The organism is Ruegeria sp. AB8, from assembly GCF_056542605.1.
In genome coordinates, this window is sequence record NZ_JBQGAB010000002.1 from 113257 (window position 1) to 140066 (window position 26810).

Below are 26810 nucleotides of genomic sequence, written 5' to 3' on the forward strand. Positions count from 1 at the left end.
GAGAATGAGCCGTATTGCAACCGTAATCTGCGCGGCGGTCGCCGTTGCCGCTGGCGGCTATTGGCTGTCGCTGTCAAATTCCACCCCCGCCAACCCGCTGATCAGCAGCGCCGAGGCGCAGGAAGCCGACCTGGACACCTCGACCATTGTCGAGATGGTGCAGGGGGCCGCAGATGCTCCGGTCGAGATCATCGAATATGCGTCCTACACCTGTCCGCATTGCGCGAATTTTCACACGGGGCCGTACAAGCAGCTGAAAAAGGAATTCATCGACACAGGCAAGGTGAAGTTCATCTACCGCGAGGTTTATTTTGATCGCTACGGTCTGTGGGCGTCGCTGGTGTCCCGTTGCGGCGGACCGGAAAAGTTCTTTGGCATCACGGATCTGATCTATGAAGGCCAGTCCGATTGGTCCCGCGCGGGTGGTCCCGCCGAAATCGTTGACGAGCTGCGCAAGATCGGTCGTCTGGCCGGTATCGGCAACGATGAGCTTGAGGCCTGCCTGCAGGACGGAACGCGCGCACAGACGCTGGTGGCCTGGTATCAGGAAAACGCCGAGCGCGACGGCATCACCGCGACACCGTCATTTGTCGTTAACGGCAAAAAGGTCTCAAACCAGTCTTACGAAGAGTTCAAACAACTGATCGAAGACGAGTTGGGCAACTGATGGCGGCCCCGCTGGCCGGTCTGAAGGTTGTCGAACTGGCACGAGTTCTGGCCGGCCCCTGGGCCGGTCAGACCTTTGCGGACCTTGGGGCCGAGGTCATCAAGGTCGAATCTCCGGACGGGGATGATACCCGCGCTTGGGGACCACCCTTTGTAACGCGGGATGACGATGTATCGGCGGCGTATTTTCACGCGACCAATCGGGGCAAGGCGTCTGTCACGGCGGATTTCAGAACCCCCGAGGGTCAGGAAAAGGTGCGCGCGCTGATTGCGGATGCAGACGTCCTGATCGAAAACTTCAAAGTCGGCGGCCTGAAGAAATACGGGCTGGACTATGACAGCGTGAAACAGATCAATTCGCGTCTGGTCTATTGCTCGATCACCGGGTTCGGTCAGACCGGTCCCTACGCCAAGCGGGCCGGGTATGATTTCATCATTCAGGGCATGTCCGGACTGATGTCCATTACCGGTGAGGCGGACGGGCAGCCGCAAAAGGCGGGCGTTGCGACAACGGACGTGTTCACAGGGGTATATGCAGTCGCGGGCGTACTGGCCGCTCTGTATCAGCGCCAGACAACAGGCCGTGGGCAACATGTGGACATGGCGCTGCTGGATGTCGCCGTGGCTGTTACCGCCAATCAGGCGCTGAACTACCTGACAACCGGTGTTGCGCCTTTGCGGATGGGCAACGCGCACCCCAACCTGGTTCCGTACCAGGTGTTCGACTGTGCCGACGGCCATATCGTCATCGCCACCGGCAATGACCGCCAGTACCAAAGCCTGTGCCAAATCCTGGGGCTGGCAGAACTGGCCACCGCGCCGGATTTTCTGCACAACAAGGACAGGCTGGCCAACCGTCGGGTTCTGATCGCCCTTCTGAATGGCGCAACGGCGCAGCGCAACAAGGCTGAGCTGCTGGCAGCCTGCGAAGCCGGGGGCGTTCCCGCCGGTCCAATCAATACGATGGACGAGGTGATGGCGGACCCACAGGTCATTGCGCGTGGAATGCAGATTGAACTGGACGGTGTGCCGGGCGTGCGCACGCCATTTGTGTTTTCCGATGCCGAGCTTGCCCTGACCCGCCCTTCGCCGAAGCTGGGCGAGGATAACTAATCAGGGCGATGGGGCCGCTTTAAGCACCATGTCCCGGACCAGATCGAATTGGTCCACCTGGAGACGGACAGGCAGGGTGATAACCTTGCTACGAAATGCGGGCGGCAGGCGCACGGCGTCTTTTTCGGTTGTGACCATCTGTGCGCCCAGCAAGCGGGCTTCGTTTTCCAGACGGGTCATCAGGGCGGGTGTCAGAGGCTGGTGATCATCCAGTGCCTCGGCCCGAAGCAGGCGCGCGCCCTGCTGGCGCAGGGTCCGAAAAAACTTCTCCGGATGCCCGATGCCTGCGAATGCCAGAACCGGGGCGTTGTCCCACTCCATGCCGGTTTGCAGCGGTTCTACCGCGCCGGTGGCAAGCGGCACGTTCAGACGTTTGCCCCACTGCGCGGTAAATGTGTTCTGTGCGTCGGAATCGCCAAGTGACAGAACCAGGCTCGCACGCTGCAGACCGGCGTCGACGGGTTCGCGCAGGGGGCCGGCCGGCAGGCACAAACCGTTTCCGAACCCGCGTGCAGCATCCACTACGATGACCGAGAAATCCTTGGCAACGGACGGATTCTGAAAACCATCATCCAGAATGATCGCGGTGGCGCCTGCATCGGCCGCCGCTTGTGCACCTGCTGCCCGGTCCTTGGCCACCCAAACTTCGGCAAAGGCCGCCAGCAACAAAGGCTCGTCTCCGACCTGTGCGGCGCTGTGTTTGCCCGGATCAACGCGCACGGGCCCATCCAGCGAGCCGCCATGGCCGCGCGAAACCACATGCGCTTCGTGCCAGGCGTTGCGCAGTTGTTCGATCATCCAGATCACGGTGGGTGTCTTGCCGGTGCCGCCCGCATTCAGGTTGCCGATACAGATGACCGGAACGCCCGTCCTGATCCCCGGTTCCAAGGCGACTCGCCGGGCAGTCGCTGCCGCATAGAGCCGCCCCAGCGGCGCCAGCAACCGGGCACGCAGTGCGGGACGGTCGGGCGGGGAATTCCAGAACTCAGGTGCCCGCATGCTTTGTCCTCCGGAGGTCCAGCAGGTCCTGAATCATGTCGATCAGCCGATCTGCCTGTGGGGCGCCCTCGGTCACGATCTGCCATCCGGCCAGGGCCATGTCGGCCGCGCGGTCCGGTGCCAGCAATTCCTCGACCGCGTTGCCGAGTTCGGTTGCGGTTCTGACTGTGCGGGCGGCATCCACCATGTCCAGACGGTCATAGAGCTCCTGATGGCGGTGGACGAACGGTCCATGGATAACCGCCGATCCAAGTGCCACCGCTTCAAGCGGATCATGACCGCCCATGCCTCTCTCCAGCGAACTGCCTGCGAATGTCACGGCGGAAACTCGTTGCCACAGGCCCAGATCCTCGCGTTCGGCGGACAGGATCACCTGTGTTGTGTCTTCGATCGGTTCGCCGTTGTCCCAGTCGACACAGCGCAGGTCCATGGCCGCAAGGCGCCGGTGCAGGGGGGGCGCTTCGGACGCGTCCGCCACATGCAGAACCAGCGCGAGCCTGGGCAGCATCCGCAACGCCTGCCGGTGCGCGCTGAGCACCGAGATGAACTCCTTGTCCTGCACGCATGAGGCAAGCCATACAGGACGACCGGCCAGCACGTGATTGGTCTCGATCAACTCGTCCTCGGGCCATGGGCGCGGGTTGGGGCTGATATGCAGCGGCGGAGATTCCGTGACCTTGGCTGAATGTATGCCCAGCCGCCGGATCTGACGGGCGGCTTCAGGCGTGGTCGTGAGAATCGTGTGAAAACAGTCGAACGTGTATCGGGCAAGGTCGGGCAGCCATCTGGCCCCCCGCGGAATCACGACATCGACCTGAGCTTCGATCAGGATCAGCGGAATGCCGTTTTCTTCCGCCTGGGTGATCAGGTTGGGAACAAGCCCGCCGCCAACCCAAACACCAATGTCCGGTCGCCAGTGTTCCAGAAATCCGCGAACCGCGCCGGTTTGCTCGGCCGGAAGGGAAACAACCGGAAAGGTGCTATCCGCCCAAAGCGCCAGATCGGCGCCGTAAGGGGCGGTAATCAACACCGACAGGTCAGGACGGGACCGCGTCAACCTGTGGCAAAACTCATCCATAACGCGCAAGCGCAGGTGGCTGTTGACGTGAACCCAAAGCAATTCGCCGTCCGGGCGCGCCTGCTGCTGTTGCCCTCCGGTTTTGGGCACGCCCCAGGACAGTACCCGATAGGCCGCAAGGCTGAAGGACCCGGGCTTGCTCATACCGGCAGCCCGTGCCCGTCCGGGTCAAGCTGTTCGCACAGCAACCTGTAGGTTTCGGCACCCGCCGCGATCACACCGTTCAGGCGCGGTTGGGAGTTGTTGAAGCGCAACGGCTGTCCTTGCCGGTTCGAGCAGATGCCACCGGCTTCGCGGATGATCAGATCACCGGCTGCAATATCCCATTCCCAACTGGGCCTTAAGGTCAGCATCCCGTCAAACCGCCCTTGCGCCACTGCGGCCATGCGATAGGCCAGGGATGGGCGGTAGTTGCGTTTGAAATCGGGCACCTGCCCGTGCTTCCAGTGAACGGGCTTCAGGTTAGGTTTGGCAGCCAGAATTTCGGCGTCATGCAGGCGGTTTGTCTGCGTGGTATGAATCCGCTCACCGTTCAGTGTTGCGCCCTGTTCAGCCGCTGCCGCATAAAGAAGATTTCGCATCGGCAGATAGATCACCGCCGCCGTCACCTTGCCCTGATCCGCGACCGCCAGGGAATGTGCCCAGGTTCGCGACCCTTCGGCAAAGCTGCGGGTTCCGTCGATCGGATCGATGATGAATGTCCTGCGGCGTGACAGCCGGTCGGGTGAATCTTCGGTCTCTTCGCTCAGCCAGCCATAACCGGGGCGTGCCGAAGGCAACATCTGTTCGAGCATCGCGTTGACGGCCAGATCCGCCTCGGTCACGGGGCCGGTGCCATCGGATTTGTCCCAGCGCTGCGCATCTGCCCCCGAGTATCGGGTGGCGATCTTGCCAGCCTCCCGGGCGGCCTCGATCAGCAGGGGCAGGTCAGTTGCCGGCAAGTGTCATTCCCTCAATCAGCAGCGATGGGACAACCCGTGACAGATAGGGGCGCGCGTCATTTGCCGGGACGATCCGTTTCAGCATGTCGCGCAGATTGCCCGCAATCGTGCATTCGTTGACCGGGTGGGCAATCTGCCCGTTCTCGACCCAGAACCCGGATGCGCCACGGGAATAGTCGCCCGTGTTGGGGTTGATGGTCGACCCGATCATCGACGTCACAAGCAGCCCGTTGCCCATGTCGCGCAACAGGTCCTCGCGGCTTTGGTCGCCCTGCGTCAGGCTCAGGTTCCAGTTGCTGGGCGAGGGCGGTCCGGACACGCCGCGTGCGGCGTTGCCGGTGGACAGCATTTCAAGTTTGCGGGCACTGGACAGATCGAGGGTCCAGCCGGTCAGTACACCGTTTTCGACTATCGCCCGGCGGCTGGTCGGCAGTCCTTCGGCGTCAAACGGGCGTGATCCCGAGATGCGCGGGCGGTGCGGGTCTTCGATCAGCGACAGATGATCGGGCAGGACCTGCTGGCCCAAACAATCGGTCAACCATGACGCCCCGCGCGCGATTGCAGACCCGTTGGCGGCCGCCAGAAGATGGCCGATCAGCGAGGATGAGATGCGTTCGTCAAACAACACCGGGAAACTTCCGGTTGCCGGTTTGCGGGCTCCAACCTGCTGGACGGCGCGTTCCCCCGCAGTGCGCCCGATTTCTTCCGGGCTGCGAAGATCGCTTTGGAAGGTGCGGCTGTCGCCGTCGTAGTCACGCTCCATCCCGGTGCCTTCGCCCGATATTGCAACACAGGATGTCGACCGGCTGCTGCGCAGATACCCCCCGGAAAATCCGTTCGTGGCTGCAAGATGCACCCTGTGTGTGCCATACGCAGCAGCGGCGTCTGACACTTGTGAGACGCCGGTCACGGCCAGTGCAGCAGCTTCGGTCGCCAGTGCGTCCTGCAGCAGGTCTTCGGCCGCGGGCTCGGGGGTTGGGTCGAACATTTCAAGCGAAGGCATGTCCCGTTCGGTGGCCAGCTGGCCGGGATCGGCCAAACCGGTGAACGGGTCTTCGGGGGCTTCACGCGCCATCGCCACGGCGCGTTCGGCCATCGCGCTCAGCGTCTCAGGGCGGCTGTCAGAGCTTGAGACAATCGCCTGACGTTTGCCAAGAAATACGCGCAGACCCAGATCGGTTCCTTCCGAGCGCTCGGCATGTTCCAGAGCACCCTCACGCACTTCGACCGACACCGAGGAGCCGTCAATCACGATCGCATCTGCGGATTCTGCCCCGGCCTTGCGCGCAGCATCAAGCAGGTGATGGCTGATCTCTTCGGGTGTTCGGGTCATGACGCCTCCGCTCTGATTATTACTGGACCTAGCCTTGGACTGCGCGCCCCGCAAGTCCTGCGGCCGGATTGAGCGTGACGAAGCACCGGATCAGTCTGAGTTTGGGGTATTGGTGGGTGTGTGTCCGGTTCGGCAGGGTGGGACGGCACTGTTGTGTTCGCTTTACCCAAGCTGCCGCGGGTCACGGTATTTGCTGAAGTGCGAGGCTGGCACCACAGGCCGTTCAGACCCGTGGTGCCAGTGGCTGGCTTATTTGATGCGCTGGCCGTTCGCCAGAATCTGACCGTCTTCGGTGAACTTGATAGTCGAGTTCAGCGTGTCCGGCGCGTCACCCGGTACGGCCATCAGCCCCATCATCATCCGGGCACCCAGCGCGTCGTTGTCCGAAATCACTCCCATGCCGATCAGCTTGTCGATCAGGGCGTTCGCCCCGACAAGCTGCAGATTCGCTTCGCCAGCGGGAACCGGCATGCCGCCAGGTTGCTGGGTGTTGGTATTGTCGAACGTGAAGTCACCGTCACCGGTCAGGCGGGCACCCACCAATGAAACCAGAAGCTCGGTGATTTTCAGCGAGTGCAACTCGCCCGGTGCTTCGCCGGTCAGATCTTCTGCCACTTCGGGATCGAAGATATTCATCAGCACCTTCGCCGTTCCGGTGCTATTCAGCGCGATGGTCGCCGGGTCGCGGGGCAGTGCGCCTGTAGGGTCGAAGATGCTCCACAAAACATCGGACATGGTGAAGTCGGTCAGGTTCAACCCAAAGGCAAAGGGCTGGATCTCTTCCGATTGCTGAACCGGCAGTTCGAATTTCAGCCCGGCATTGGTCATCGCGATTTCGATCGGGAACGGCAAATCGGCGGTGGTGACGGCCAGCCTGGTGCTGTTTTGGTTGATGTCGTAGGCAATCCGCTGTGCGTCAAGGCTGGCGCCGAACTGGCCGCCTTCGGACTGGCTGCTCATGGAAAAGGCTTCGCCCTTGCTCGTGCCGGCGATATTGGTCTGGCCAGATGCATAGGTGAACCTGCCCGAAAAGGCGAAACCGGCCTCGTACAGCGCCGCCGGGTCCGACATGTTGAAGTCGGCCGGTATCACGCTGTCGCTGTCCATGACAAGCTGGTCCAGCTTGCCGTCGATTTTGCCGGTTTCACCGCTTTCGGGATCGTCAAAGGCAAGCCCGTACGTCAGGGCGGTCACAGCAAAGGACTGTTTGATGTCGCGCCCGTCGCGGATTCGCATCTGCGAACTGCCGGTCAGGCCGGTCATCGTCATGCTGGCGTCCAGAATTTCCCGGGGCACGGGCTGGCCGTCAACCTGAATGTTGTCCAGCGAGACGGCCATGGAGTTGGCCGTGTAGGTATAGGTCATGTCGTCCGGCGTGCCGGAAACAACCATGTCCAACCCATCCAGGGCGTAGACCACATCGGCAGAGAATTCCTCGCCTTCGGCATTGCCGGTGACGCTCATGGGAAAGGAATCGGGAAAGCCGATGCTGACGGTGCCATCGCCGTTGTCGCCCAGCGTCATTTCCGGGACCTTGATCACGAACTGCCCTTCTTCTTCGGGCAAGGCCATTGCAAGCGTCATGTCCGAGATGGTGGTCACGGCACCCGACACCGACTGTTCGCCGTTTACGGTATAACCCATTTGCGTGAAGTAAGCCTGCCAGTCGGCCCAGACGTCGCTGGCTGTTACGTCGGCCAGCGCCCCCTGGCTGACAACGGCATAAGCCAGAACAGCGCCGCAACTGCGGCGAAGGAAATGCGACATAGGATTACCCTTCTCGATGAATTTTTGCGCATATCGTCGTGCCTGCGGCGGCGGGCGTCAAGGGGGCAGGGCTGGACCAATTCCCCTTGCGCGCGTTACAGAGTCCCCAGATATGATTTTAATGGGGGCAGAGTATTCCGATGCAAGGGAAAACTGTACTGATAACCGGTGCCAGCCGGGGTATCGGCGCCGAGGCAGGGCGCGTATTTGCCGCAGCCGGCGCCAATGTTGCATTGGTGGCGCGCAGCCGCGACCAGATCGAGGCTTTGGCCTCGGCGCTGGGTGACAATGCCATCGCGCTTAGCTGCGATGTCAGCGACTTTGCACAGGTGGAACAGGTCTTGGCCGATTGCGTGGACCGGTTTGGCGGCCTGGATGTTCTGATCGGCAATGCCGGTGTCATCGAGCCGATCTTTCATCTGTCCAATGCCGATCCCGTGGCCTGGAGCCAGGCGATCGATATCAACCTCAAGGGCGTGTTCTACGGGATGCGTGCGGCGCTGCCCATCATGCGCGCGGCGGGCGGTGGTACGGTTCTGACAATATCCTCGGGCGCGGCTTCCAACCCGGTCGAAGCCTGGAGCCACTACTGCGCGTCCAAGGCCGGAGCCAAGATGATGACCGAGTGCCTGCATCTGGAAGAGGCCCATCACGGTATTCGCGCGATGGGGCTGTCTCCGGGAACGGTTGCGACGGACATGCAGCGGGTGATCAAGGCCAGTGGTATCAACGCCGTCAGTCAGCTGGACTGGAGCGATCATATTCCGGCCGACTGGCCTGCACGGGCCCTGTTGTGGATGTGCACGCCGGATGCGGATGAGTTTCTTGGGACGGAAATCTCGCTGAGGCAGGAAGACATCCGCAAAAGGGTCGGGCTGACGTGATTGAACTGGATAAGGCCGACGGGTTGTGGACCGTCACCATCAACAACCCCGGAAAGGCTAACGCGCTTACCGGGGACATGCTGGCGCGTCTGGCCGAGATCGCCGAAAGTGCAACACAGGCCCGCGCATTGGTCTTGACCGGCGCCGGCAAGGTGTTCAGCGCGGGCGCGGATCTGGACGAGGCCCGGGCGGGTCTGGCAACTTCGGATGTGTGGGAGCGCCTTTCGGGCGCAATTGCCGCATTGCCCTGCCTGACCATCGCCGCGCTGAACGGAACTCTGGCAGGGGGCGCGAACGGCATGGCCCTGGCTTGCGATATCCGCATTGCAGTGCCGACGGCGAAGGTCTTTTATCCGGTCATGAAGCTGGGCTTTCTGCCACAGCCATCCGATGCCAAACGCATGACGGCGTTGATCGGAGCTGCGCGGACAAGGCTGATCCTGATGTGTGGTCAGAAAATTTCCGCGCAAGAGGCTTATGCTTTTGGTCTGGTCGACAGGATCGTCGAGCCGGACCATCTGATGACCACTGCCCGTGATCTGGCAGCCGACAGCCTTGCGGCCAATCCCGAAATCGCCGCCGGGATCGCAAGGATGTGCCGATGAGGTTGTCCGCCCTGCGCCTGCGTGTTGACGACCCGGATGCTCTTGCGGGGTTTTACCGCGATGCGTTTGGAATGTCCGTGCGGTGGGAAGGTCCGAACCGGCGGGTCGGTTATGCAGGTCAGGATGCGGATCTGTTGCTTATGCCCGGAGGTGGTGGCTATCGGCACGACCGGGGTCAGCGATACTGGAAGATCGGGATCACTGTGCCCGACGTTGATCTGGCCGCCGCCCATCTGCGCCGAATGGGCGTCGATGTCAGCGCGCCAAGGCAGTTCCTGGATATCGGATATATGGCACATCTGAGCGATCCGGACGGCTTTGTGATCGAATTGCTGCAGCATGATTTTGACGGCAACCGCCCGGACGGGGCCGCCGATCCAGAAGACCCCTTTGCGCGGGCCCGTATCGGACAGGTAACGCTGCGGACGGGTGACCTTGCGTCCGAAGACCAGTTCTGCAGTGGCCAGGGCATGCGGTTGTTGTCGATGCAGGATGTCGCGCTTTATGGATTTGATCTGCACTTTTACGCTTTTACGAAAGACGTGCCGCCAAGTGGTGATCTTTGGGCCGTCCAGAACCGCGAATGGCTTTGGAAACGCCCCTATACCACGTTGGAGTTTCAGCATGTCCCGGATGCGCAATTCTCGCCGGTGCCGGATTACCGGGGGCTGGAAATAGAAGGGCTGGGTGCCGCAGTCAGCGATGCCGCCGGGGATCGATGGTTGCCTGCATAGTCAGCGCCCGCGCCGCTTGCCCGGAACCCTGGAACGGAAGCCGGGTGGTCGCTTTCGCACCCAGATCAGAAACTTCTCAAGCCGGGGATGGGCGCGCAGGGCTTCGACCGTACTGTAACTGCGCGCGAGTTCGGCTTCGGTCAGCGTGGCGTGAACTTCTTTGTGGCAGATCTGGTGCAGCAAAACGGTGGGTCCGCCCTTGCCACCTTTGAGTTTTGGGATCAGATGGTGCACGCTGCCGCTCCCTTCCGGGATCGGGCGGTCGCAAAGCGGGCAGATCGGATCGGTTGTCGCCATGGTATGGCAGAGTCGCGCCGTCTGAAGCACATGACAAGAGGGCAATGATGGCGCAGGCTGTGGTGATCGGAGCAGGTCCGGCGGGTCTGATGGCGGCAGAGCAATTGGCCCGTGCCGGCCATAACGTGCTGGTGCTTGAGGCCAAACCATCCGTTGCGCGCAAATTCCTGATGGCAGGCAAGTCCGGATTGAACCTGACCAAGGATGAGCCCTTTGACACACTGATCCGGTCCTATGGCAGCGCGGCTGACTGGTTGCGCCCGATGATCGCGGGGTTCGATGCGCAGGCCGCGCAGGAATGGGCGCGCGATCTGGGGCAAGAAGTGTTTACCGGCTCGACTGGTCGCGTGTTTCCGAAGGCGATGAAAGCATCGCCTTTGTTGCGGTCCTGGTTAAGGCGACTGGATACGTCCGGGGTGCAGATAAGAACGCGCTGGCGCTGGCTGGGTTGGGAAGGACAGAAACTGCTGTTTGAGACACCCGATGGTCGTCAAAGCCTGTCCAGTGACGCCACGGTGCTGGCACTGGGCGGGGCCAGTTGGGCGCGACTGGGATCGGACGGTGCCTGGGTGACGCATCTTGCGAAGAAAGGCGTGCCTCTGGCCCCGTTCGCCCCATCGAACTCGGCCCTTTCTGTTTCCTGGAGCCCGCATATGCAGCCGCATTTCGGCGCGCCGCTTAAATCAGTTGAATGGCGCGCCGGTGATCTGCGGTCTCGAGGAGAGGCGACCCTTTCGGCGACGGGGCTGGAAGGGGGCGGGTTGTATGCCTTGACCCCGGCGTTGCGCGACGGCGCGGAATTGCAGGTCGATCTCTTGCCCGATCTGGCAGAGGATGTGCTGCACCGCCGGTTCTCGGACAAAAAAACCAAGACAACGCTGTCTCAGTGGTTGAAAAAGAGTTTGCGATTGCCGCCGCAGAAAGTCGCATTGTTTCACGAAATGACGGCGGGGCAGTCACTTACGCCAAAACAGACGATCGAAATGCTCAAGGCTTTGCCCGTGCGTGGCGCGGAATTGCGCCCGATGGACGAGGCGATCTCGACCGCAGGTGGTGTTGTCCGCGCGGCTTTGGACGACGGGTTGATGCTCAGCGTCATGCCCGGCGTATTCTGTGCGGGCGAGATGCTGGACTGGGAGGCTCCGACCGGCGGGTATCTGTTGACTGCATGTCTGGCGACCGGGCGATGGGCAGGCAGATCGGCGGCGGAATGCCTGGAACGGGCAGGGTGAACTAGCGCGACCGGGCCAGCATGGCCAGACGGATCATCGCCCGTTCGACCAGTGCCAGCGCGGGTGCGGTCTGACCGGCTGATCGCAGGGAAAGGTCCGTATCGGTCAGCACCGTCAGCGCGGTTTGCAGCTTTTGCGCACCCCAACCCTGTGCCTGTCGCAAAATCCGGTCGCGGCGCTTGCCGTAAACAGGCGGACGCAGCTTGCCGATACCCTGCGCTGCACCGCCCGGATCTGAAGCGCAGGCATAAAGCGTGCGAAAATGCCGGGTTGCCCCGATGCACAAGGTGACTGCATTTGTGCCCTGCGCCTGCAAACGGCGAAGCAATGGCCCGATTTCGGCCGTTCGTCCTTCGGCAACCACATTCAGGACATCGTCCAACGCCGCTTCGGTCGAGCGCGGCGCGCAAGATTCGACATCTTCGATGGTCAGCTCAGAAGGGTCGCCGCGCTTGTATAATGAAATCTTTTCAACGGTCTGGGTGAAATCCCCTGGGCTGAGCGCAACCGCCAGTTCAGCCAGCGCCGACATCGTGTCTCGGGGGATATTGTGAAGGCCTGCTTCGGACAGAATCCGTTCAACCTCGGCCCGGGAAGGCGGATCGTCGTAGATACCCACGGCATAGGCCGCCGGATGGGTTTCGAACGCCTTGCGGATTTTCGAACTTGGTTTGAGCTGACCGGCGGTCACGACGATCTGCGCGTCGCCAAGCGCCCAGTCTTCCAGCGCTGACAGAATCGCAGGCGCTGCGGTCTCCGTCGCATCCTCGACAAACGCGGCCCGGGGGCCGGGAAAAAACCCAACCGCCTTGATCGCATCCAGCAGCAACGCCGGATCGCCGCGCAATTCCGATCCCGGGATTCGGGTCAGCCGCATCTCTTCCTCGGCGGCCGGGCCCAGAAGGGCCGCCAGAACCTGCTGCCGTTTCAGCGCAACACGCATCGCATCCGCGCCGTAGATCAGCAGCGCGGCCTTGTCCGCGTCGGGCCTGGTAAAATACCCCTCGGCCTCGCGCGGGCTGAGCTTCATGTGGCCGGACCTGTGGTGGCGTACAGGCGATTGACGATCTGATCCGAAAGCATCACCATCAGACGTTCCTTGGCCGCGCGTTCCCCGGCCAGGGTCGAGACGGTTGAACCGGCAGCCGAATAGGCCACGAAATTGGTTTCTGAGCCTGATGCAACCACCTGCCCTGTGGCTTTCGACACAAGCGTAAAGTTGGCCCGGCCATTAATGGTCAGGCGGTTGATTTCGTTGGTCGTAGTGATGGCCGCTGCCAGAGTCGTGGTCGCGACCTGAACATTCAGGTCGTAATCTTCAACCTGTTCCGCGCTGCGCCCCAGACGCTGTTCTAGGTTCTGAACCAACAGGTAGCTGTCGACGTCATTCGGGGCAGACACGACAACCTTCCCGTAGAGCGCTTCGCCTGAACCGCCGGGGGCATAAACCGGCTGGAAACCGCAAGCGGCAACAAACAGAGCAGCTGCAAGCGGCAGCATCCGCCACGATTTGCGATCAAACAACGACATTCACGATCCGGCCCGGTACTACGATCACTTTCTTCGGCGCTGCACCGTTCAGCGCCTTTTGCACAGCTTCGGTGCTGAGCGCGACTTTTTCAACCTCGTCCTTCGCCAAATCCTTGGACACGCTGATTTCCGCGCGGCGCTTGCCGTTGATCTGAATCGGCAACGTGACCGTGTCGTCGATCAGCATCGTCTCATCTGCGACGGGCCATGGTGCGACTGCCACCAGACCTTCTCCGCCCTGATGCGCCCAGATATCTTCGGCCAGATGCGGTGTCATCGGCGACATAAGCTGTGCCAGCGTTTTGATTGCCTGCTTCTGGGCCGAAGCCCCTGCCTTTGATTTGGCCAGCGTGTTTGTGAAGGCATAAAGCTTGGCGATGGCCGCGTTGAAGCCGAAGCTTTCGACACCCAGCGACACATCGCGGATGGTTTTATGCATCTCGCGCAGCAGGTCCTCATCACCTTCGCCTTTTGCGTCCGGGTCCATGGCACCGATCTTGTCGCAAAGGTTCCACACGCGATTGAGGTGTTTATAGGCCGCTTCGGCCCCGGCCGCGGTCCATTCCACATCCCGTTCGGGTGGCGAATCGGACAGCACGAACCAGCGGGCTGTGTCGGCACCGAAGGCAGAAATGATGCTGACCGGATCGACCACGTTTTTCTTGGATTTTGACATCTTGGCCGAGGGGATGATCTCAACCTCGGTGCCGTCGGCCAGTTTGCCGTCGGTCACATCCTCGGGCAGGTGATAGACTGGGCGGCCATTGGCGTCGCGGGTCTGGTAGATTTCGTGCGTCACCATGCCTTGGGTGAATAGGGCATCAAACGGCTCGATGGCTTTTTTCGGCAAGTGGCCCGTGATGTTCATCGCACGTGCGAAGAATCGGGAATAGAGCAGGTGCAGAATCGCATGCTCGATGCCGCCGATATACTGATCAACATTCATCCAGTATTCGGCTTCCGCCAAATCCGTTGGCGTTTCTGCACGCGGGGCGGTGAAACGGGCGAAATACCACGACGAATCGACAAAGGTGTCCATCGTGTCGGTCTCGCGTTTTGCCGGGGATCCGCATTTTGGGCAGGCGCAGTCACGCCAGGTCGGGTGACGGTCCAGCGGGTTGCCGGGTTTGTCGAACGTGACATCGTCAGGCAGGCGAACCGGCAGGTTTTCTTTTTTCTCAGGTATCACGCCGCAGCTGTCACAATGAACAACGGGAATCGGGCAGCCCCAATAGCGCTGGCGGCTCAAACCCCAGTCGCGCAGGCGGTATTTGGTGACGCCTTCGCCCCAGCCGGCCTTTTCGGCAAAATCGACGGTGGCGTCGATCGCCTCGTCACCCGTCGCCTCGGTCAGGCCCGCGAAGTGATTTACCCAGCGAACCTTTTCGGTTTTGGGCGGGACAAAAGCAATCTTGTCGACCGGCGTGTCGTCATCCAGTGCAAAGAAGGTGTCCACCACGGGCAGGCCATATTTGCGGCAGAAATCGAGGTCGCGCTGGTCATGCGCCGGGCAGGCAAAGATCGCGCCAGTGCCGTAATCCATCAGGATGAAGTTGGCGATCCAGACAGGAAGTTCCCAATTCGGGTCCAGCGGGTGTTTGACGCGAATGCCAGTGTCATAACCCAGCTTCTCGGCGGTCTCAATCGCCTCTTCGGTCGTGCCGCCTTTGCGGCATTCGGCAACAAATTCAGCAACTTCGGAACTTTCTGCCTCAAGCTGCTTGGCAATCGGGTGATCCGGCGAGATACCAACAAAGGACGCGCCCAGCAGCGTGTCGGGCCGGGTCGTATAGACGGTGATCGGCTCGCCGCCATCTGTGCGTTCAAAGCCGAATTGCAGGCCGCGCGACTTGCCAATCCAGTTTTCCTGCATCAGGCGTACCTTGGCGGGCCAGTTATCCAGAGTGTCCAGCGCGTCGAGCAGTTCCTCGGAATAGTCCGAAATTTTGAAGAACCACTGGGTCAGTTCGCGACGTTCCACCAGCGCTCCGGACCGCCAACCGCGCCCGTTTTCCACCTGTTCGTTGGCCAGCACGGTCATGTCGACCGGATCCCAGTTCACCACGGCGTTTTTGCGATACACCAGCCCGGCTTCGAGCATGTCCAGGAACAAGGCCTGCTGCTGGCCGTAATATTCGGGGTCACAGGTAGCGAACTCGCGAGACCAGTCGATCGACAGGCCCAGCGGTTTCATCTGCCCGCGCATGTCGGCGATGTTTCCGTAAGTCCAGTCTTTCGGGTGGCCACCAATCGCCATCGCGGCGTTTTCCGCTGGCATCCCGAACGCATCCCAGCCCATCGGGTGCAGCACGTTGTGGCCGGTCGCCAGTTTATGCCGCGCGATCACGTCGCCCATCGTGTAGTTGCGCACATGCCCCATATGGATTCGGCCGGACGGGTAGGGGAACATCTCAAGCACGTAATATTTCGGCTTGTCCGCCTTGTGGTCGGCGGTGAAGATCCCGGCCCTGTCCCAGGCCTCCTGCCATTTTGCTTCGATTTCGTTGGCCGAGTAGCGCGACATGGTGCGGTCCTTCGTGAATGAAAACGCCGGGCATGAACCCGGCGTGGTAATATTGCGATTTGCGGCGGGTGGCTAGAACTTGTTGTCCGCAATGCGTAGCTGGCGTGCGCGGGACAGGATTGCATCCTCGACCGCGCGGGTGGTTGCGGCACTGACCGGAGCGCCGCCACTGGTTTGCAGCGAGACAGTCAACGAGCGCGCCGCCAGCGCCGGGTCACTGATATGGACCGTCGCCCGGTACGAGCGCCCGCCACCCGGTGGCTTGCCATAGCCGGTCACGATCACACCGGTAAACGGGTCAACTTCCTGTACTGGAAGGAAATTCAGCACATCCAGCGAAGCGCGCCACAAATAGCGGTTCACATTTGTGACCTGCTCGGAGTTGTTCGGTCCGAAGACATCCCAGATCGTTGTACGGCCCGGATCGCTGAGTTCGCGTTCGTCTGTCGAAGAGCCATCGACAGTCAACGAGCGTGCATCCCCCGGCAATGGCTGGCTGCGCCCGCAGGCGGCGACAGCGGCGGTCAGTATTATCAAACCCAGAATCGTTTTCAGGCGCATCGTCGACAGGTCCTGCTTCATTGGTTTTGCGTTGTTGGTTGATACTCCTAGACAAGGCGCAGTGCAGCAACAAGCCTATTCTTTTCTTATATTGGCGCAGAATGCGGGTTCCGGGGGTGGAAATCGACTGTGGCATCCTTGCACCAATCCGGGGCCAATGCAGGCGACGCAATTAAGGTAAGCTTGCGCGAAGGGGGCAAAAAGAGCGAAACGGTGTCCGTGCTGAGACATGTGCTGAGGCATATGTCGAGTAGAAAAACTTTTGAAACCGAGGGAAACAAGATGAAAAAAGTTCTCTTCGCATCGACCGCTCTGATTGCAACCGCAAGCGTTGCAGCGGCTGATGTTCGCTTCAGCGGTTACGGCCGTTTTGGTATCGGCTACCAGGAAGACCGTAGCTTCTCGACCTCCGCCGTTGTCCGCTCCGTGACAACCGGTGGTGCTGTCACCACCACAACCCTGACTGCATCGGTTCAGGGCTCGGACACCATCCTGGTATCGCGCTTCCGTCTGAACATCGACGCAAACGTTGAAACCGACGGTGGCGTAGAGTTCTCGGGTCGTGTTCGTCTGCAGGCTGACGAAAACGCGGCAACCGGCGAAGCCAACTCGGCTGGCCTGAACGGCGCACGTTTCTCGGTCATCTACGGTGGTCTGCGTGTTGACGCCGGCAACGTATCGGGTTCGTTCGACAACTTGGCAAACTACTACGGTAACGAGCCTGGCCTGGAATCGTTCATCGGTCAGTACTCGGGCGTTGACTACAGCTTCCTGTCGTACTCCTCGACCGGTTCGGGCGCAAACGCTGTGTTCTTCCAGTACGCAGTTGGTGATTTCGCCTTCGGCGCGTCGTACGACCAGGTTGACACTGTGACCACCACAATCGGTACCGTCGCAGGTGGCCCGGCTCTGACAACCGTTTCCGGTTCTGGCGACCGTTGGGACGTCAGCGCGACCTACAGCTTCGGCAACATCACTGCCGCTGTTGCTTACGGTCAGACCGACGTTTCGGGCGGTGGCAGCAAGCCTAGCCTGGCTGTTCTGACCCTGGGTGGCGAATGGGGCGACTTCTCGGGCACCCTGTTTGTTGCTGACGATAAAACCCGCGTAAGCGGCACCGACGGCACCGCATACGGTCTGTCGCTGGCGTTCAACGTTGGCGCAGCAACCACCCTGACCGCAGCATACGGTGACGGTTCGGCAAGCAACGACACCCGTCAGTATGGTATCGGCGCTATCTACGACCTGGGCGGCGGTGCATCGCTGCGCGGTGGTGTAGGCAGCTCGAAGCCGGGCGGCGGAAGCAGCACCATCCGTGCTGACTTCGGTGCTCAGTTCAACTTCTAAGTTGATCTGAAACCGCAAGGTTTGAGGGCAGGTCGAAAGACCTGCCCTTTTCTTTTGTGCCGACTTGGTGTTTGTCTGCGCAGGTAGGCAGATTGAGGAACCCCATGTCGCTGCAGGAAATCACTGACCGTATCGCCAAGGCGGAAATTGCCAATGGACGGCCCGCTGGCGCGGTAAAGCTGATCGCCGTTTCCAAGGTTCAGCCCGATGAACGGGTTCAGGCGGTGCTGGATCAGGGCCATCGGTGTTTCGGTGAAAACCGGGTGCAGGAAGCAGCAGGAAAATGGCCCGCCTTCAAAGAGCGGTACGACGGCATTGACCTGCATCTGATCGGCCCGCTGCAAACCAACAAAGCACGTCTGGCGATGGAACTGTGCAACGCGATCCACTCGGTTGACCGCCCCAAACTTGCCAAGACACTGGCGCGTCTGGCGCAGGAACAGGGCCATTGCCCTGACCTTTTCATTCAGGTGAATACCGGGGAAGAGGAGCAGAAGGCCGGAATCATGCCTTCAGATTCGGATGCGTTTGTTGCCGAATGCCGTGACCTCGACCTGCCAATTCAGGGATTGATGTGCATTCCCCCGATAGAGGAGGAGCCTTCGCTGCACTTCGCCCTGCTGGCAAAGATCGCAGCACGAAACGGCTTGTCCGGGTTGTCCATGGGCATGAGCGGGGATTTCGAGAAAGCCATCGCGCTGGGTGCAACGCATGTTCGCGTCGGTTCGGCAATTTTTGGCGAGCGGGTCAGGCCGCAGGGATAATCAATCGCGTGCCTTGGGCGACACGCCTGGCAATCCATTTCAGATGGTCCCGGCGAAAGGCCACGCAGCCTTCGGTGGGAAACCCCTGTCGCCGCCATTGATGAATAAAGATGGCCGAGCCGCGCCCTGGAATCGCGTCAGGCCAGTTCCAGTCAACGACGAGCACAAGATCGTACAAAGGGTCTGATCTGCGCAGTTTCTCGTGGCTGTGGGCGTAAGGCGCCCGTACCAGATGGTTATAACCCGCATCCTGGATGTCGTCAGACCAAAGATCCCCCGGACCGATCGGAAGCGCCCATGGCACGGGCCGACAGATGCGGTCCGGCCGGTACAGCATGGCCACAATCCGGTGCGTTCCAACCGGTGTTGCGCCGTCGCCTTCGCGCTTGTCCGCGCTGATCCCGCCTTTGCCGATGGCGCAGGGGAAGACCCGACCCAGAAACCGGACACCGCGCGGCGTCAGCACAAGATCATTTGGTGTCACAGCAGATGGCCCGACTTTGCCGCCTTTGTCGCCAGATACCCCCGATTATGCGCCGTTTCGCCAACTTGCAGCGGCACCCGTTCGGTTACGGCGATTCCTGTTTTCTCCATCATCGCAATCTTTGCCGGGTTGTTGGTCAGCAGGCGGACTGCATTAAAACCAAGGGATTTCAGGATATCCGACCCCAGGCGAAAATCCCTCTCGTCATCTTCAAAGCCCAGGCGGTGATTGGCCTCGACCGTGTCAAATCCTTGATCCTGCAGGAAATAAGCACGCATCTTGTTGGCCAGCCCGATGCCGCGACCCTCCTGATTGAGATACAGCAGGACGCCGGCACCTTCCGTGCCCATCTGGGCCAGGGCCCCGCGAAGCTGCGGGCCGCAGTCGCATTTCAGGCTGCCCATCAGATCGCCTGTAAAACACGCCGAGTGCAATCTGGCCAGAACCGGCTTGCTCCGATCCGGGCGTCCGATCTCGATGGCATAATGCTCTTCTCCACCATCTTCGGGACGGAAAATGTGCAAACGGCCTGCCTCGGACACTTCCATGGGCAGGCGCGCCGCAACGACTTCGTGCAAGGCGCTGCGGTCAGCCAGATGAGGTGCCGCGCGCGTATGATCAATGCAGGTCAGTCCATGTGCCGCCGCAAAGGCGCGGCCGTCTTCGATTGCGGTGACAACAGCGGAAGGTAACAAACGCGCGGATTTCGTCAGCGCAATCGCGATCCGATGCAGATTGGCATGTCCCTGACGCTCGGACATCAGGGGGCCTTTCATCGGTGCGTTCAGATCGTCTGACGGATCGGCGACGGCCTGCACCCATCCAATATCCGCATCCGCCGGAAGGATCACGCGCGCCAGATCGCCGTCATAGGCCCGCGCCTTGAGCGTTTCCGCCCGCCGTCCGGTGATCGTGACAACCGGGTCGCTGCCAAGACCCCTGAGATCGGCAAGCCTTTGCGCGCTGAGTGTTTCGGATGCTACGGCCAACACGCTAAGCCCGCTGTCATCTGTCAGGACTACAGGCAGGCCCATGCGCAGATCAGCCCGCGCCCGTGCCAGCAATTCCGAGATGTCTGGAATGAGACTCATTCGCGTTATCCTATAACGTTTCGTCCATCAGGTAGCCTGATCCGCGGAAAATGTGAAACATTTCCTATACGTCAGACACGAGGTCGTGAGACAGTTGCAGCAAATCTTGTTGATTGCATATTCCACACGCAAGTGATGCAAAAGGCATAGGAGGACGGGAACATGGCTCAGCTCAAGAAAATTCTGCTTGTGGATGATGACGAGGATCTGCGCGAAGCTCTGAGTGAGCAGCTTGTGATGACCGAGGATTTTGATGTCTTCGAAGCATCCGACGGGTCGTCAGCCATGGAGCGCGCCCGCGAGGCGATCTACGATCTGGTGATTCTTGATGTTGGCCTTCCTGACACCGACGGGCGCGAACTATGCCGCCTGATGCGTAAACAAGGTGTAAAAAGCCCGATTCTGATGCTGACTGGCCATGACAGCGACGCCGACACCATCCTGGGTCTGGACGCCGGCGCAAATGATTACGTCTCGAAACCGTTCAAATTTCCGGTTCTTCTGGCTCGCATCCGTGCCCAGCTGCGCCAGCACGAGCAATCTGAAGATGCGGTGTTCGTCCTGGGCCCCTACACTTTCAAACCGGCGATGAAGATGCTGATCACCGAAGAGGATCGCAAAATTCGCCTGACCGAGAAAGAAACCAATATTCTCAAGTTCCTGTACCGGTCCACCGACGGCGTTGTTGCCCGCGATGTCCTGCTGCACGAGGTCTGGGGCTACAATGCAGGTGTCACAACCCACACGCTGGAAACTCATATCTATCGCCTGCGCCAGAAGATCGAGCCCGACCCGTCCAATGCGCGCCTTTTGGTCACAGAATCGGGTGGCTATAGACTCGTTTCGTAACTGGGTGTGGATTGAGGTGGATCAAAGTGATACTCTGTAAACATATTTAAGGTGATCGTATCCCGCGCATGTCCGGGTCATGACATGTACCTCCCTGTTGGACTGCCGGGCCTCCGGGCCCGGCTTTTTTATTGCAACCGAAGGTTTACGTGTGAATTTCGGCGCTCCGGCCGTGTGGTTGCGCGCTGGCATTATGTAAGTCAGTTGTCTTTCCAGCGGTCTTCATACTCTCCGAGCAATCTGGACATTGTCAGCAGTGATGCGAAAAGCCGGGCGTAAACGTCCCGTGACAACATCGGTTTGTTGTCGTCCAGCAACTGCACGAGATCGCTCACACCTTCGGCAAAGGCATCGCACACCTGGTGGTCTGCGATCGTGGGGTCCAGCGTCCAGATGCCGTTCTGATCGTAGTACGCTGCAGGCTGCGGTTCGTGTTCAATCATGGTGTGGCCTCATTCATCCGATGCACACCTGTGACCGCGACATGCAGCGGGCAAGCCTGTTGGCAGGAAGTCACAAGAAAATGGCGAACTCGACAAAGCGATGAAGAAAACGAGCGCCTCACATCAAATTCCATGCGGGTTCTTTTTCTCATGGCACCCTGACCACCGGGGCGTTAGGTTGCACCAACCGCGATACAGGAGACCTTCTGCATGCCCTTCACAATTGCCACATGGAACATCAACTCGGTCCGGCTGCGCGAACCTATCGTGTTGAAATTGCTGCGGGAAGAGGCCCCCGACGTTCTGTGTCTGCAAGAGTGCAAGTCACCGGTCGAAAAAATCCCGACCGAAGGGTTCGCCGAGTTGGGCTATACCCATCTGATCGCGCGGGGTCAGAAAGGGTATAACGGCGTGGCCATCCTGTCGCGTCTTCCGCTGGAGGAGGTGGGCGATAAGGATTTCGCCGGGCTGGGTCATGCCCGCCATATCGCCGGGCGGCTGGAAAACGGCGTGGTGATTCACAACTTCTATGTCCCGGCAGGCGGCGATGTGCCGGACCGTGAGGTGAACGAGAAATTCGGTCAGAAACTGGATTACCTGACGGATATGCGGGACTGGTTCCATTCGGAGAAACCCGAAAAATCCATCCTGGTCGGTGATCTGAACATCGCCCCGCGCGAAGATGATGTCTGGTCGCACAAACAACTGCTCAAGGTGGTGTCGCACACGCCCATCGAGGTCGAGCAACTGGCCGAAACGCAGGATGCGGGCGGTTGGGTCGATGTCACACGCAAGGACATCCCCGAAGGCCAGCTTTTCAGTTGGTGGTCCTATCGGGCGCGGGATTGGGATGCCGCGGACAAGGGGCGGCGGCTGGATCATGTCTGGGCGACGCCCGATATATCGAACGCGGGTCATTCCAGCCGCGTTCTGCGCGAAGCGCGCGGTTGGGAGAAACCCAGCGACCATGCGCCTGTCTTTGCGACTTTCGACCTTTGAACCCGCAACTCTACTATTGGTTTCTGCCCTTTGTGGTTGCATATAGAGGCCAAGTTCGAACGAGAGAGTGTAAGCCATGGAACTTCTGAACGCCGCAGCCGGCGCTGATGTCACCGATCTGATCAAGGACGGAACCGAGGCCACGTTCATGGCCGATGTTGTTGAAGCGTCGCAGGAAACTCCGGTCATCGTCGATTTCTGGGCACCGTGGTGCGGGCCGTGCAAGACGCTAGGACCCCAGTTGGAAGAGGCCGTGACCGCCGCCAAGGGCGCGGTGAAGATGGTCAAGATCAATGTGGACGAGGCCCAGATGATCGCCTCGCAGATGCGCGTTCAGTCGATCCCGACCGTCTATGCGTTTTTCCAGGGCCAGCCCGTTGACGGGTTTCAGGGCGCGGTGCCAGGTTCCGAGGTCAAGGCGTTTGTGGACCGCGTGATCGAAGCGGCCGGCGGCCAAAGCCCGGGCGGACAGTTGGATGATGCCGTTCAGGCCGCCGAAGAAATGCTGGCTGAAGGGGCCGCCGTCGATGCGGCGCAGACCTTTGCCGCCATTCTGGGCGAAGATCCGAACCATGCCGGAGCCTATGGTGGTTTGGTGCGTGCGCATATCGCGTCTGGCGATCTGGAACAGGCCGAAGCCATCCTGAACGGGGCACCGGCCGAAATCTCCGGCACAGCCGAGCTTGAGGCCGCGCATGCCCAGCTGGAACTGGCCAAACAGGCAGCCGATGCAGGCCCGGTGGCCGAGCTGAGCGCCGCCGTCGAAGCCGAACCCGGCAACCATCAGGCCCGGTTCGATCTGGCGCAGGCCCTGCATGCCAATGGTGATGTCGAGGACGCGGTGGCGCAATTGTTGGAACTGTTCCGCCGGGACCGCGAATGGAACGACGGAGCCGCCAAAATCCAGCTGTTCACGATTTTCGACGCGCTCAAGCCAAATGACCCTGTGGTTCTGAACGGGCGGCGCAAGCTCAGCTCGATGATATTTGCCTAATTCCGGATCAGGGCTACACTCGGATACATGATGCATCCCGCCGATCTGCCGGAAACGGTATCCGTTTTTCCATTGCCCGGGGCGCTGCTGTTGCCCCGTTCGCGCCTGCCGCTGCACATTTTTGAGCCGCGTTATCTTCAGATGCTGGACGACGCGCTCAAGACTCAGGAACGGCTGATAGCCATGGTTCAGCCGAATCCGTGCCAAAGCGATGAAAGCAAGCTGCACCAGATCGGATGTGCCGGGCGGGTGACACAGTTTTCCGAAACGGAAGATGGCCGATATCTGATCACACTGACCGGGATTTCGCGGTTTCGGGTCAAATCCGAACTGGATGCATTTACGCCCTATCGACGGTGCTCGGTCTCGTGGGATGGGTTTGACCGCGATCTGGGCAAGGCGGAACGGGATGACGGGTTCAATCGCACAAGGTTGCTGAACCTGCTGGAGCGATTCTTTTCCTCACGCCATCTGTCGACGGATTGGGACACGTTGAAGGACGCAGATGATGAGTTGCTGGTCAACTCTCTGTCGATGCTGCTGGATTTCGACCCCGAGGACAAACAGGCTCTGCTCGAGGCGCCCTGTCTACGCACCCGACGTGAAACGCTTGTGACGCTGATCGAATTCGCCCTGCGCGGCGGCTCTAACGAGGAAAAACTGCAATGAGCGAACCCGACACCACTTTTGATCGCCGCATGCTCGAGGCGCTGATCTGCCCGCAAACCCATACGACGCTGCATTATGATGCCGAAAAGCAGGAGCTTGTGTCGAAAGCCGCGAATCTCGCCTTTCCGATCCGCAACGGCATCCCGGTGATGCTCGTGGATGAAGCACGAGAACTCGACTGATCGTCTCAGGGTGCCCGGCGGCGTTTTAGATCGCGCGCCCCTGCAGCAGTTTTGGCAGGTCTCCGGTCAGCCCGGCGGCCTCGCGCACAAAGCCCCGGCGCAACCCGGGCATAGAGCCGACGATGCCCATGCCGATGTCGCGACCGATCCGCAGCAGCGGGTTGTCGTTGGAAAACAGCTTATTGAACACATCCGTCGCCATGGCCAATGCGGCTGTATCGAACCGCCGCCACTCCTGATAGCGTTCCAGCACCAGAGCCGAGCTGAAATCCTCGCCCCGCCGTCCGGCCAGCGTCAGCACCTCGGCCAGCGCGCCGACATCACGCAATCCGGCGTTTAATCCTTGCCCCGCGATCGGGTGCATGCCGTGCGCGGCATCCCCAACGAGCGCCAACCGCTCGCCGATGAAGGAATTGGCGATGGTCAGGTTCAGCGGGTAGGTGAACCGGTCGCCCTGCAAACGGATGTCGCCCAGGAAATCCCCGAACCGGGGGCGCAGGACCTGCAGATAGTCGGCTTCTGACAGGGCGTTGATGCGCCGGGCCGTGTCGGTCCGTTCACTCCAGACAATGGAGCTGCGATTGCCGGTCAGCGGCAGAATAGCCAGTGGACCTGGCGGCATGAAGAACTGGTGGGCAATGCTGTGATGGGGCAGGTCATGTTCGATGGCGCAGACCAGCGCCGTCTGCCCATAATCCCAGCCGGTGCGCCTGATGCCCGCCCGCGCGGCAGTGCCGCTTCGGCGCCCGTCGCATCCGACAAGCAGGCCGCCGGTCAGAACAGAGCCATCGTCAAGTGTCAGTGACACGCCCGTTGCATCGCATTCCTGCGCTACGACTGTTTTCCCGCTCAGTTGCGTTATGCCCTTTTCCTCGGCCATCGCCTCAAGAAAGGCGCGACGCAGATGGCGGTCTTCGACCATGTAGCCCATCGGGCCTTCTTCGATCTCGGCATGGTCGAAATGCATGAAGAAGGGCGACGGGCCGGCCCCGGCATGCCCGTCGGTGACCTTGATCTCGAGCATCGGTTGCGCATGCCCGGCAACCCTGCTCCAGACGCCGGTCGCCGCCAGCAATCTTTGCGAAGCAAGCGCAAGTGCGTAGGCCCGGCCGTCAAATGCGGCGTCCTTGCGCACGGTCTCGGCCAGCGCGTCGATTACCGTTACAGAATGCCCGGTCTGCGCCAGTGCCAGTGCCAGTGCGGGGCCGTTCAGGCCGCCGCCAACGATCAGGATATCCGAAACCTTAGTCATGCCCCGCAATATGCGCGCCCTTTCGGGATTGTCCATGTGCGGTCGTGTCGCTACCGTCCCCTCATCGTAGATAAATGGAGGTGAGGGATGCAGGAGTGGCTGACCATGACCGCGTGCGATCTGGGGCGCGGCATCGGAATGGGGCAGATCGACCCTGTGGATCTGACCGAAACCTATCTGGCGGCCATCGACGCGCATCCGCATCGTGATCGTATTTATGCCCGCGTTACCCATGACCGCGCCCGGGCCGAAGCCAAGGCCGCAAAGGAACGAGCCGGCTTGGGGCTGCGCCGATCCTTGCTGGACGGTGTGCCAATCAGCTGGAAAGACCTGTTTGACACGGCAGGCATCGCAACCGAGGCAGGCACGGCCCTGCTTAAAGGTCGCGTTCCGGATGCCGATGCCGTGGTCGTGCGCAACGCCACCGCCATGGGAACGGTGTGTCTGGGCAAGACACATATGAGCGAGCTGGCCTTTTCCGGCCTAGGACTGAATCCCATCACCGGTACGCCGCCCTGTATTGACGATGAAGAGGCGGTGCCCGGCGGCTCATCCTCGGGCGCGGCGGCTTCGGTAGCATGGGGGCTGGCGGCTTGCGGGATCGGATCGGATACCGGCGGGTCGGTACGCATCCCGTCGGCCTGGAACAATCTGGTGGGCCTGAAAACAACAGCCGGACGCGTCAGTCTTGAGGGCACTGTGCCATTGTGCCTGCGGTTTGACACGGTTGGGCCGCTGGCCCGTTCGGTCGAGGATGCTGCGCACGTGCTGGCGTTGTTGGAAGGTGGCACTCCCGCCGACTTGCGGGGGGCCAGCCTGAAAGGGCGGCGGTTTGCCGATCTGCAGAATGTTGCCAGGGATGATTTGCGGGACGGCCCGCGCAAGGCGCTTGAGGAAGCCCTGAACCGACTGCGGGAGGCCGGCGCGCAAATCGTACCGCTGGATGTTCCTGAACTGAACGACGCCATGGGTCTGACCAGTGTAGTCTATACGACAGAAGCGTATGGGCTGTGGCGTGACGTGATCGAAGCGAACCCCGATGCCATGTATCCGGAAATTCTGGAACGATTCCGCATCGGCAAGGCGCATTCCGGCCCGGACTACGTAGCGGCCTGGTCCAGGCTCAAGGCCTGCCGCAGCGCATGGGACGCCGCAACCACCGGGTTTGACGCGGTTCTGGCCCCGACGGCACCCATTCTGCCGCCGAATCTGGACCGTCTGATGACCGACCATGACTACTACGTCACTGAAAATCTGCTGGCCCTGCGCAACACACGCATCGGCAATTTGATGGGTTTGGCTTCTCTGACTTTGCCTACCGGAACACCCGGTTGCGGATTGATGATGCTAGGCTATCCGGGTTCGGAAGAAGCGCTGTTACGGCTGGGATCTGCGGCCGAATCCGCGTTGGCCTGAATGCCACAATCCCCTGATTCGGCACCTCTTTGTCTGGACGAGGCGGGGTGCGACCT

28 protein-coding genes are annotated in these 26810 nt (G+C 60.7%); 14 read left to right on the forward strand and 14 right to left on the reverse strand.

What is annotated here, in order from left to right; all coding sequences use genetic code 11:
• Nucleotides 1–4: 4 nt before the first annotated feature.
• Nucleotides 5–667, forward strand: a complete 663-nt coding sequence (locus ACR0CG_RS02655) for a DsbA family protein (protein WP_480522743.1) — start codon at nucleotides 5–7, stop codon at nucleotides 665–667.
• Nucleotides 667–1779, forward strand: a complete 1113-nt coding sequence (locus ACR0CG_RS02660) for a CaiB/BaiF CoA transferase family protein (RefSeq protein WP_480522744.1) — start codon at nucleotides 667–669, stop codon at nucleotides 1777–1779. Before ACR0CG_RS02655 ends, ACR0CG_RS02660 begins: the two co-directional genes overlap by 1 nt.
• Here the strand turns inward: ACR0CG_RS02660 and lpxK are convergent, their stop codons facing one another.
• The 5 genes from lpxK to ACR0CG_RS02685 form a co-directional block, all read right to left on the reverse strand.
• A complete protein-coding gene (lpxK, locus tag ACR0CG_RS02665) occupies nucleotides 1780–2778 on the reverse strand; it encodes a tetraacyldisaccharide 4'-kinase (RefSeq protein WP_480522745.1) in 999 nt (332 codons plus the stop codon).
• Entirely contained in the window at nucleotides 2765–4000 is a 1236-nt protein-coding gene (locus ACR0CG_RS02670) for a 3-deoxy-D-manno-octulosonic acid transferase (protein WP_480522746.1), read from the reverse strand. Before ACR0CG_RS02670 ends, lpxK begins: the two co-directional genes overlap by 14 nt.
• Nucleotides 3997–4797 carry a 3'(2'),5'-bisphosphate nucleotidase CysQ gene (locus tag ACR0CG_RS02675; protein ID WP_480522747.1) on the reverse strand — a complete coding sequence of 267 codons (801 nt, stop codon included), beginning with the start codon at nucleotides 4795–4797 and terminating at the stop codon, nucleotides 3997–3999. The genes ACR0CG_RS02670 and ACR0CG_RS02675 overlap by 4 nt, the downstream gene beginning before the upstream one ends.
• Nucleotides 4784–6130: a TldD/PmbA family protein gene (locus ACR0CG_RS02680; RefSeq protein ID WP_480522748.1), complete on the reverse strand. Its 1347-nt coding sequence runs from the start codon at nucleotides 6128–6130 to the stop codon at nucleotides 4784–4786. The genes ACR0CG_RS02675 and ACR0CG_RS02680 overlap by 14 nt, the downstream gene beginning before the upstream one ends.
• Nucleotides 6131–6379: 249 nt before the next feature.
• Nucleotides 6380–7897, reverse strand: coding sequence for a DUF2125 domain-containing protein (locus tag ACR0CG_RS02685; protein WP_480522749.1), 1518 nt, complete (start codon nucleotides 7895–7897; stop codon nucleotides 6380–6382).
• Nucleotides 7898–8031: 134 nt separating this feature from the next.
• Here ACR0CG_RS02685 and ACR0CG_RS02690 point away from each other — a divergent pair, with 134 nt between their 5' ends.
• The 3 genes from ACR0CG_RS02690 to ACR0CG_RS02700 are packed head-to-tail and all read left to right on the forward strand — an operon-like array spanning nucleotide 8032 to nucleotide 10120.
• On the forward strand, nucleotides 8032–8781 hold the full coding sequence (locus ACR0CG_RS02690) for an SDR family oxidoreductase (protein WP_480522911.1): 750 nt from the start codon (nucleotides 8032–8034) through the stop codon (nucleotides 8779–8781).
• Nucleotides 8778–9386 (forward strand): enoyl-CoA hydratase/isomerase family protein, encoded by a 609-nt coding sequence (locus ACR0CG_RS02695; protein ID WP_480522750.1) that lies wholly within the window; start codon nucleotides 8778–8780, stop codon nucleotides 9384–9386. Before ACR0CG_RS02690 ends, ACR0CG_RS02695 begins: the two co-directional genes overlap by 4 nt.
• Nucleotides 9383–10120 carry a VOC family protein gene (locus ACR0CG_RS02700; protein WP_480522751.1) on the forward strand — a complete coding sequence of 246 codons (738 nt, stop codon included), beginning with the start codon at nucleotides 9383–9385 and terminating at the stop codon, nucleotides 10118–10120. The genes ACR0CG_RS02695 and ACR0CG_RS02700 overlap by 4 nt, the downstream gene beginning before the upstream one ends.
• Here the strand turns inward: ACR0CG_RS02700 and ACR0CG_RS02705 are convergent, their stop codons facing one another.
• Nucleotides 10121–10417, reverse strand: a complete 297-nt coding sequence (locus ACR0CG_RS02705) for an HNH endonuclease (RefSeq protein ID WP_480522752.1) — start codon at nucleotides 10415–10417, stop codon at nucleotides 10121–10123.
• Between the two features lie 47 nt (nucleotides 10418–10464).
• Between ACR0CG_RS02705 and ACR0CG_RS02710 the strand changes: the two genes are divergently transcribed.
• Nucleotides 10465–11649 (forward strand): TIGR03862 family flavoprotein, encoded by a 1185-nt coding sequence (locus tag ACR0CG_RS02710; protein WP_480522912.1) that lies wholly within the window; start codon nucleotides 10465–10467, stop codon nucleotides 11647–11649.
• A 1-nt stretch (nucleotide 11650) separates the two neighbouring features.
• On the opposite strand, the gene holA is transcribed toward ACR0CG_RS02710, so the two are convergent.
• The 4 genes from holA to ACR0CG_RS02730 form a co-directional block, all read right to left on the reverse strand.
• Entirely contained in the window at nucleotides 11651–12679 is a 1029-nt protein-coding gene (gene holA / locus ACR0CG_RS02715; protein ID WP_480522753.1) for a DNA polymerase III subunit delta, read from the reverse strand.
• Nucleotides 12676–13179: an LPS assembly lipoprotein LptE gene (lptE, locus tag ACR0CG_RS02720; RefSeq protein ID WP_480522754.1), complete on the reverse strand. Its 504-nt coding sequence runs from the start codon at nucleotides 13177–13179 to the stop codon at nucleotides 12676–12678. The genes holA and lptE overlap by 4 nt, the downstream gene beginning before the upstream one ends.
• Nucleotides 13166–15703, reverse strand: coding sequence for a leucine--tRNA ligase (leuS, locus tag ACR0CG_RS02725; RefSeq protein WP_480522755.1), 2538 nt, complete (start codon nucleotides 15701–15703; stop codon nucleotides 13166–13168). The genes lptE and leuS overlap by 14 nt, the downstream gene beginning before the upstream one ends.
• 72 nt (nucleotides 15704–15775) lie before the next feature.
• Complete coding sequence (locus ACR0CG_RS02730) at nucleotides 15776–16264, reverse strand: DUF3576 domain-containing protein (RefSeq protein WP_170614449.1); 489 nt, start codon at nucleotides 16262–16264, stop codon at nucleotides 15776–15778.
• A gap of 282 nt (nucleotides 16265–16546) precedes the next feature.
• Between ACR0CG_RS02730 and ACR0CG_RS02735 the strand changes: the two genes are divergently transcribed.
• On the forward strand, nucleotides 16547–17611 hold the full coding sequence (locus ACR0CG_RS02735; protein WP_480522756.1) for a porin: 1065 nt from the start codon (nucleotides 16547–16549) through the stop codon (nucleotides 17609–17611).
• A gap of 104 nt (nucleotides 17612–17715) precedes the next feature.
• On the forward strand, nucleotides 17716–18375 hold the full coding sequence (locus ACR0CG_RS02740; RefSeq protein WP_480522757.1) for a YggS family pyridoxal phosphate-dependent enzyme: 660 nt from the start codon (nucleotides 17716–17718) through the stop codon (nucleotides 18373–18375).
• Here the strand turns inward: ACR0CG_RS02740 and ACR0CG_RS02745 are convergent.
• Together ACR0CG_RS02745 and ribA are read right to left on the reverse strand one after the other, a co-directional pair.
• The gene (locus ACR0CG_RS02745) at nucleotides 18359–18859 is read right to left on the reverse strand and encodes a L,D-transpeptidase family protein (RefSeq protein ID WP_480522758.1); all 501 of its coding nucleotides are present in this window, start codon (nucleotides 18857–18859) and stop codon (nucleotides 18359–18361) included. The two genes, ACR0CG_RS02740 and ACR0CG_RS02745, sit on opposite strands and share 17 nt — an antisense overlap.
• On the reverse strand, nucleotides 18856–19950 hold the full coding sequence (gene ribA, locus ACR0CG_RS02750; protein WP_480522759.1) for a GTP cyclohydrolase II: 1095 nt from the start codon (nucleotides 19948–19950) through the stop codon (nucleotides 18856–18858). The genes ACR0CG_RS02745 and ribA overlap by 4 nt, the downstream gene beginning before the upstream one ends.
• Nucleotides 19951–20112: 162 nt before the next feature.
• On the opposite strand from ribA, the gene ACR0CG_RS02755 reads away from it, so the two are divergent.
• Nucleotides 20113–20799, forward strand: coding sequence for a response regulator transcription factor (locus ACR0CG_RS02755; RefSeq protein ID WP_050605036.1), 687 nt, complete (start codon nucleotides 20113–20115; stop codon nucleotides 20797–20799).
• Nucleotides 20800–20999: 200 nt separating this feature from the next.
• Here ACR0CG_RS02755 and ACR0CG_RS02760 read toward each other — a convergent pair whose 3' ends face one another.
• Nucleotides 21000–21242 carry a hypothetical protein gene (locus ACR0CG_RS02760; protein WP_170679434.1) on the reverse strand — a complete coding sequence of 81 codons (243 nt, stop codon included), beginning with the start codon at nucleotides 21240–21242 and terminating at the stop codon, nucleotides 21000–21002.
• A 210-nt stretch (nucleotides 21243–21452) separates the two neighbouring features.
• On the opposite strand from ACR0CG_RS02760, the gene ACR0CG_RS02765 reads away from it, so the two are divergent.
• The 4 genes from ACR0CG_RS02765 (at nucleotide 21453) to ACR0CG_RS02780 (ending at nucleotide 24086) form a co-directional block, all read left to right on the forward strand.
• The gene (locus tag ACR0CG_RS02765) at nucleotides 21453–22241 is read left to right on the forward strand and encodes an exodeoxyribonuclease III (RefSeq protein ID WP_480522760.1); all 789 of its coding nucleotides are present in this window, start codon (nucleotides 21453–21455) and stop codon (nucleotides 22239–22241) included.
• 76 nt (nucleotides 22242–22317) lie between these two features.
• A complete protein-coding gene (gene trxA / locus ACR0CG_RS02770) occupies nucleotides 22318–23235 on the forward strand; it encodes a thioredoxin (protein ID WP_480522761.1) in 918 nt (305 codons plus the stop codon).
• A 27-nt stretch (nucleotides 23236–23262) separates the two neighbouring features.
• A complete protein-coding gene (locus ACR0CG_RS02775; protein ID WP_480522762.1) occupies nucleotides 23263–23904 on the forward strand; it encodes an LON peptidase substrate-binding domain-containing protein in 642 nt (213 codons plus the stop codon).
• Complete coding sequence (locus tag ACR0CG_RS02780) at nucleotides 23901–24086, forward strand: Trm112 family protein (RefSeq protein ID WP_170679437.1); 186 nt, start codon at nucleotides 23901–23903, stop codon at nucleotides 24084–24086. Before ACR0CG_RS02775 ends, ACR0CG_RS02780 begins: the two co-directional genes overlap by 4 nt.
• A gap of 25 nt (nucleotides 24087–24111) precedes the next feature.
• Here ACR0CG_RS02780 and ACR0CG_RS02785 read toward each other — a convergent pair whose 3' ends face one another.
• Nucleotides 24112–25374 carry an FAD-dependent monooxygenase gene (locus ACR0CG_RS02785; RefSeq protein ID WP_480522763.1) on the reverse strand — a complete coding sequence of 421 codons (1263 nt, stop codon included), beginning with the start codon at nucleotides 25372–25374 and terminating at the stop codon, nucleotides 24112–24114.
• A 51-nt stretch (nucleotides 25375–25425) separates the two neighbouring features.
• On the opposite strand from ACR0CG_RS02785, the gene ACR0CG_RS02790 reads away from it, so the two are divergent.
• Nucleotides 25426–26754 (forward strand): amidase, encoded by a 1329-nt coding sequence (locus tag ACR0CG_RS02790; protein WP_480522764.1) that lies wholly within the window; start codon nucleotides 25426–25428, stop codon nucleotides 26752–26754.
• The last annotated feature ends 56 nt before the right edge of the window (nucleotides 26755–26810 follow it).

Coding starts and splice junctions, on each gene's coding strand:
- ACR0CG_RS02655 (WP_480522743.1), top strand. CDS start 5: ATGAGCCGTATTGCAACCGTAATCTGCGCGGCGGTCGCCGTTGCCGCT.
- ACR0CG_RS02660 (WP_480522744.1), top strand. CDS start 667: ATGGCGGCCCCGCTGGCCGGTCTGAAGGTTGTCGAACTGGCACGAGTT.
- lpxK (WP_480522745.1), bottom strand. CDS start 2,778: ATGCGGGCACCTGAGTTCTGGAATTCCCCGCCCGACCGTCCCGCACTG.
- ACR0CG_RS02670 (WP_480522746.1), bottom strand. CDS start 4,000: ATGAGCAAGCCCGGGTCCTTCAGCCTTGCGGCCTATCGGGTACTGTCC.
- ACR0CG_RS02680 (WP_480522748.1), bottom strand. CDS start 6,130: ATGACCCGAACACCCGAAGAGATCAGCCATCACCTGCTTGATGCTGCG.
- ACR0CG_RS02685 (WP_480522749.1), bottom strand. CDS start 7,897: ATGTCGCATTTCCTTCGCCGCAGTTGCGGCGCTGTTCTGGCTTATGCC.
- ACR0CG_RS02700 (WP_480522751.1), top strand. CDS start 9,383: ATGAGGTTGTCCGCCCTGCGCCTGCGTGTTGACGACCCGGATGCTCTT.
- ACR0CG_RS02705 (WP_480522752.1), bottom strand. CDS start 10,417: ATGGCGACAACCGATCCGATCTGCCCGCTTTGCGACCGCCCGATCCCG.
- ACR0CG_RS02710 (WP_480522912.1), top strand. CDS start 10,465: ATGGCGCAGGCTGTGGTGATCGGAGCAGGTCCGGCGGGTCTGATGGCG.
- holA (WP_480522753.1), bottom strand. CDS start 12,679: ATGAAGCTCAGCCCGCGCGAGGCCGAGGGGTATTTTACCAGGCCCGAC.
- lptE (WP_480522754.1), bottom strand. CDS start 13,179: ATGTCGTTGTTTGATCGCAAATCGTGGCGGATGCTGCCGCTTGCAGCT.
- leuS (WP_480522755.1), bottom strand. CDS start 15,703: ATGTCGCGCTACTCGGCCAACGAAATCGAAGCAAAATGGCAGGAGGCC.
- ACR0CG_RS02730 (WP_170614449.1), bottom strand. CDS start 16,264: ATGCGCCTGAAAACGATTCTGGGTTTGATAATACTGACCGCCGCTGTC.
- ACR0CG_RS02735 (WP_480522756.1), top strand. CDS start 16,547: ATGAAAAAAGTTCTCTTCGCATCGACCGCTCTGATTGCAACCGCAAGC.
- ACR0CG_RS02740 (WP_480522757.1), top strand. CDS start 17,716: ATGTCGCTGCAGGAAATCACTGACCGTATCGCCAAGGCGGAAATTGCC.
- ribA (WP_480522759.1), bottom strand. CDS start 19,950: ATGAGTCTCATTCCAGACATCTCGGAATTGCTGGCACGGGCGCGGGCT.
- ACR0CG_RS02755 (WP_050605036.1), top strand. CDS start 20,113: ATGGCTCAGCTCAAGAAAATTCTGCTTGTGGATGATGACGAGGATCTG.
- ACR0CG_RS02760 (WP_170679434.1), bottom strand. CDS start 21,242: ATGATTGAACACGAACCGCAGCCTGCAGCGTACTACGATCAGAACGGC.
- ACR0CG_RS02765 (WP_480522760.1), top strand. CDS start 21,453: ATGCCCTTCACAATTGCCACATGGAACATCAACTCGGTCCGGCTGCGC.
- trxA (WP_480522761.1), top strand. CDS start 22,318: ATGGAACTTCTGAACGCCGCAGCCGGCGCTGATGTCACCGATCTGATC.
- ACR0CG_RS02775 (WP_480522762.1), top strand. CDS start 23,263: ATGATGCATCCCGCCGATCTGCCGGAAACGGTATCCGTTTTTCCATTG.
- ACR0CG_RS02780 (WP_170679437.1), top strand. CDS start 23,901: ATGAGCGAACCCGACACCACTTTTGATCGCCGCATGCTCGAGGCGCTG.
- ACR0CG_RS02785 (WP_480522763.1), bottom strand. CDS start 25,374: ATGGACAATCCCGAAAGGGCGCGCATATTGCGGGGCATGACTAAGGTT.
- ACR0CG_RS02790 (WP_480522764.1), top strand. CDS start 25,426: ATGCAGGAGTGGCTGACCATGACCGCGTGCGATCTGGGGCGCGGCATC.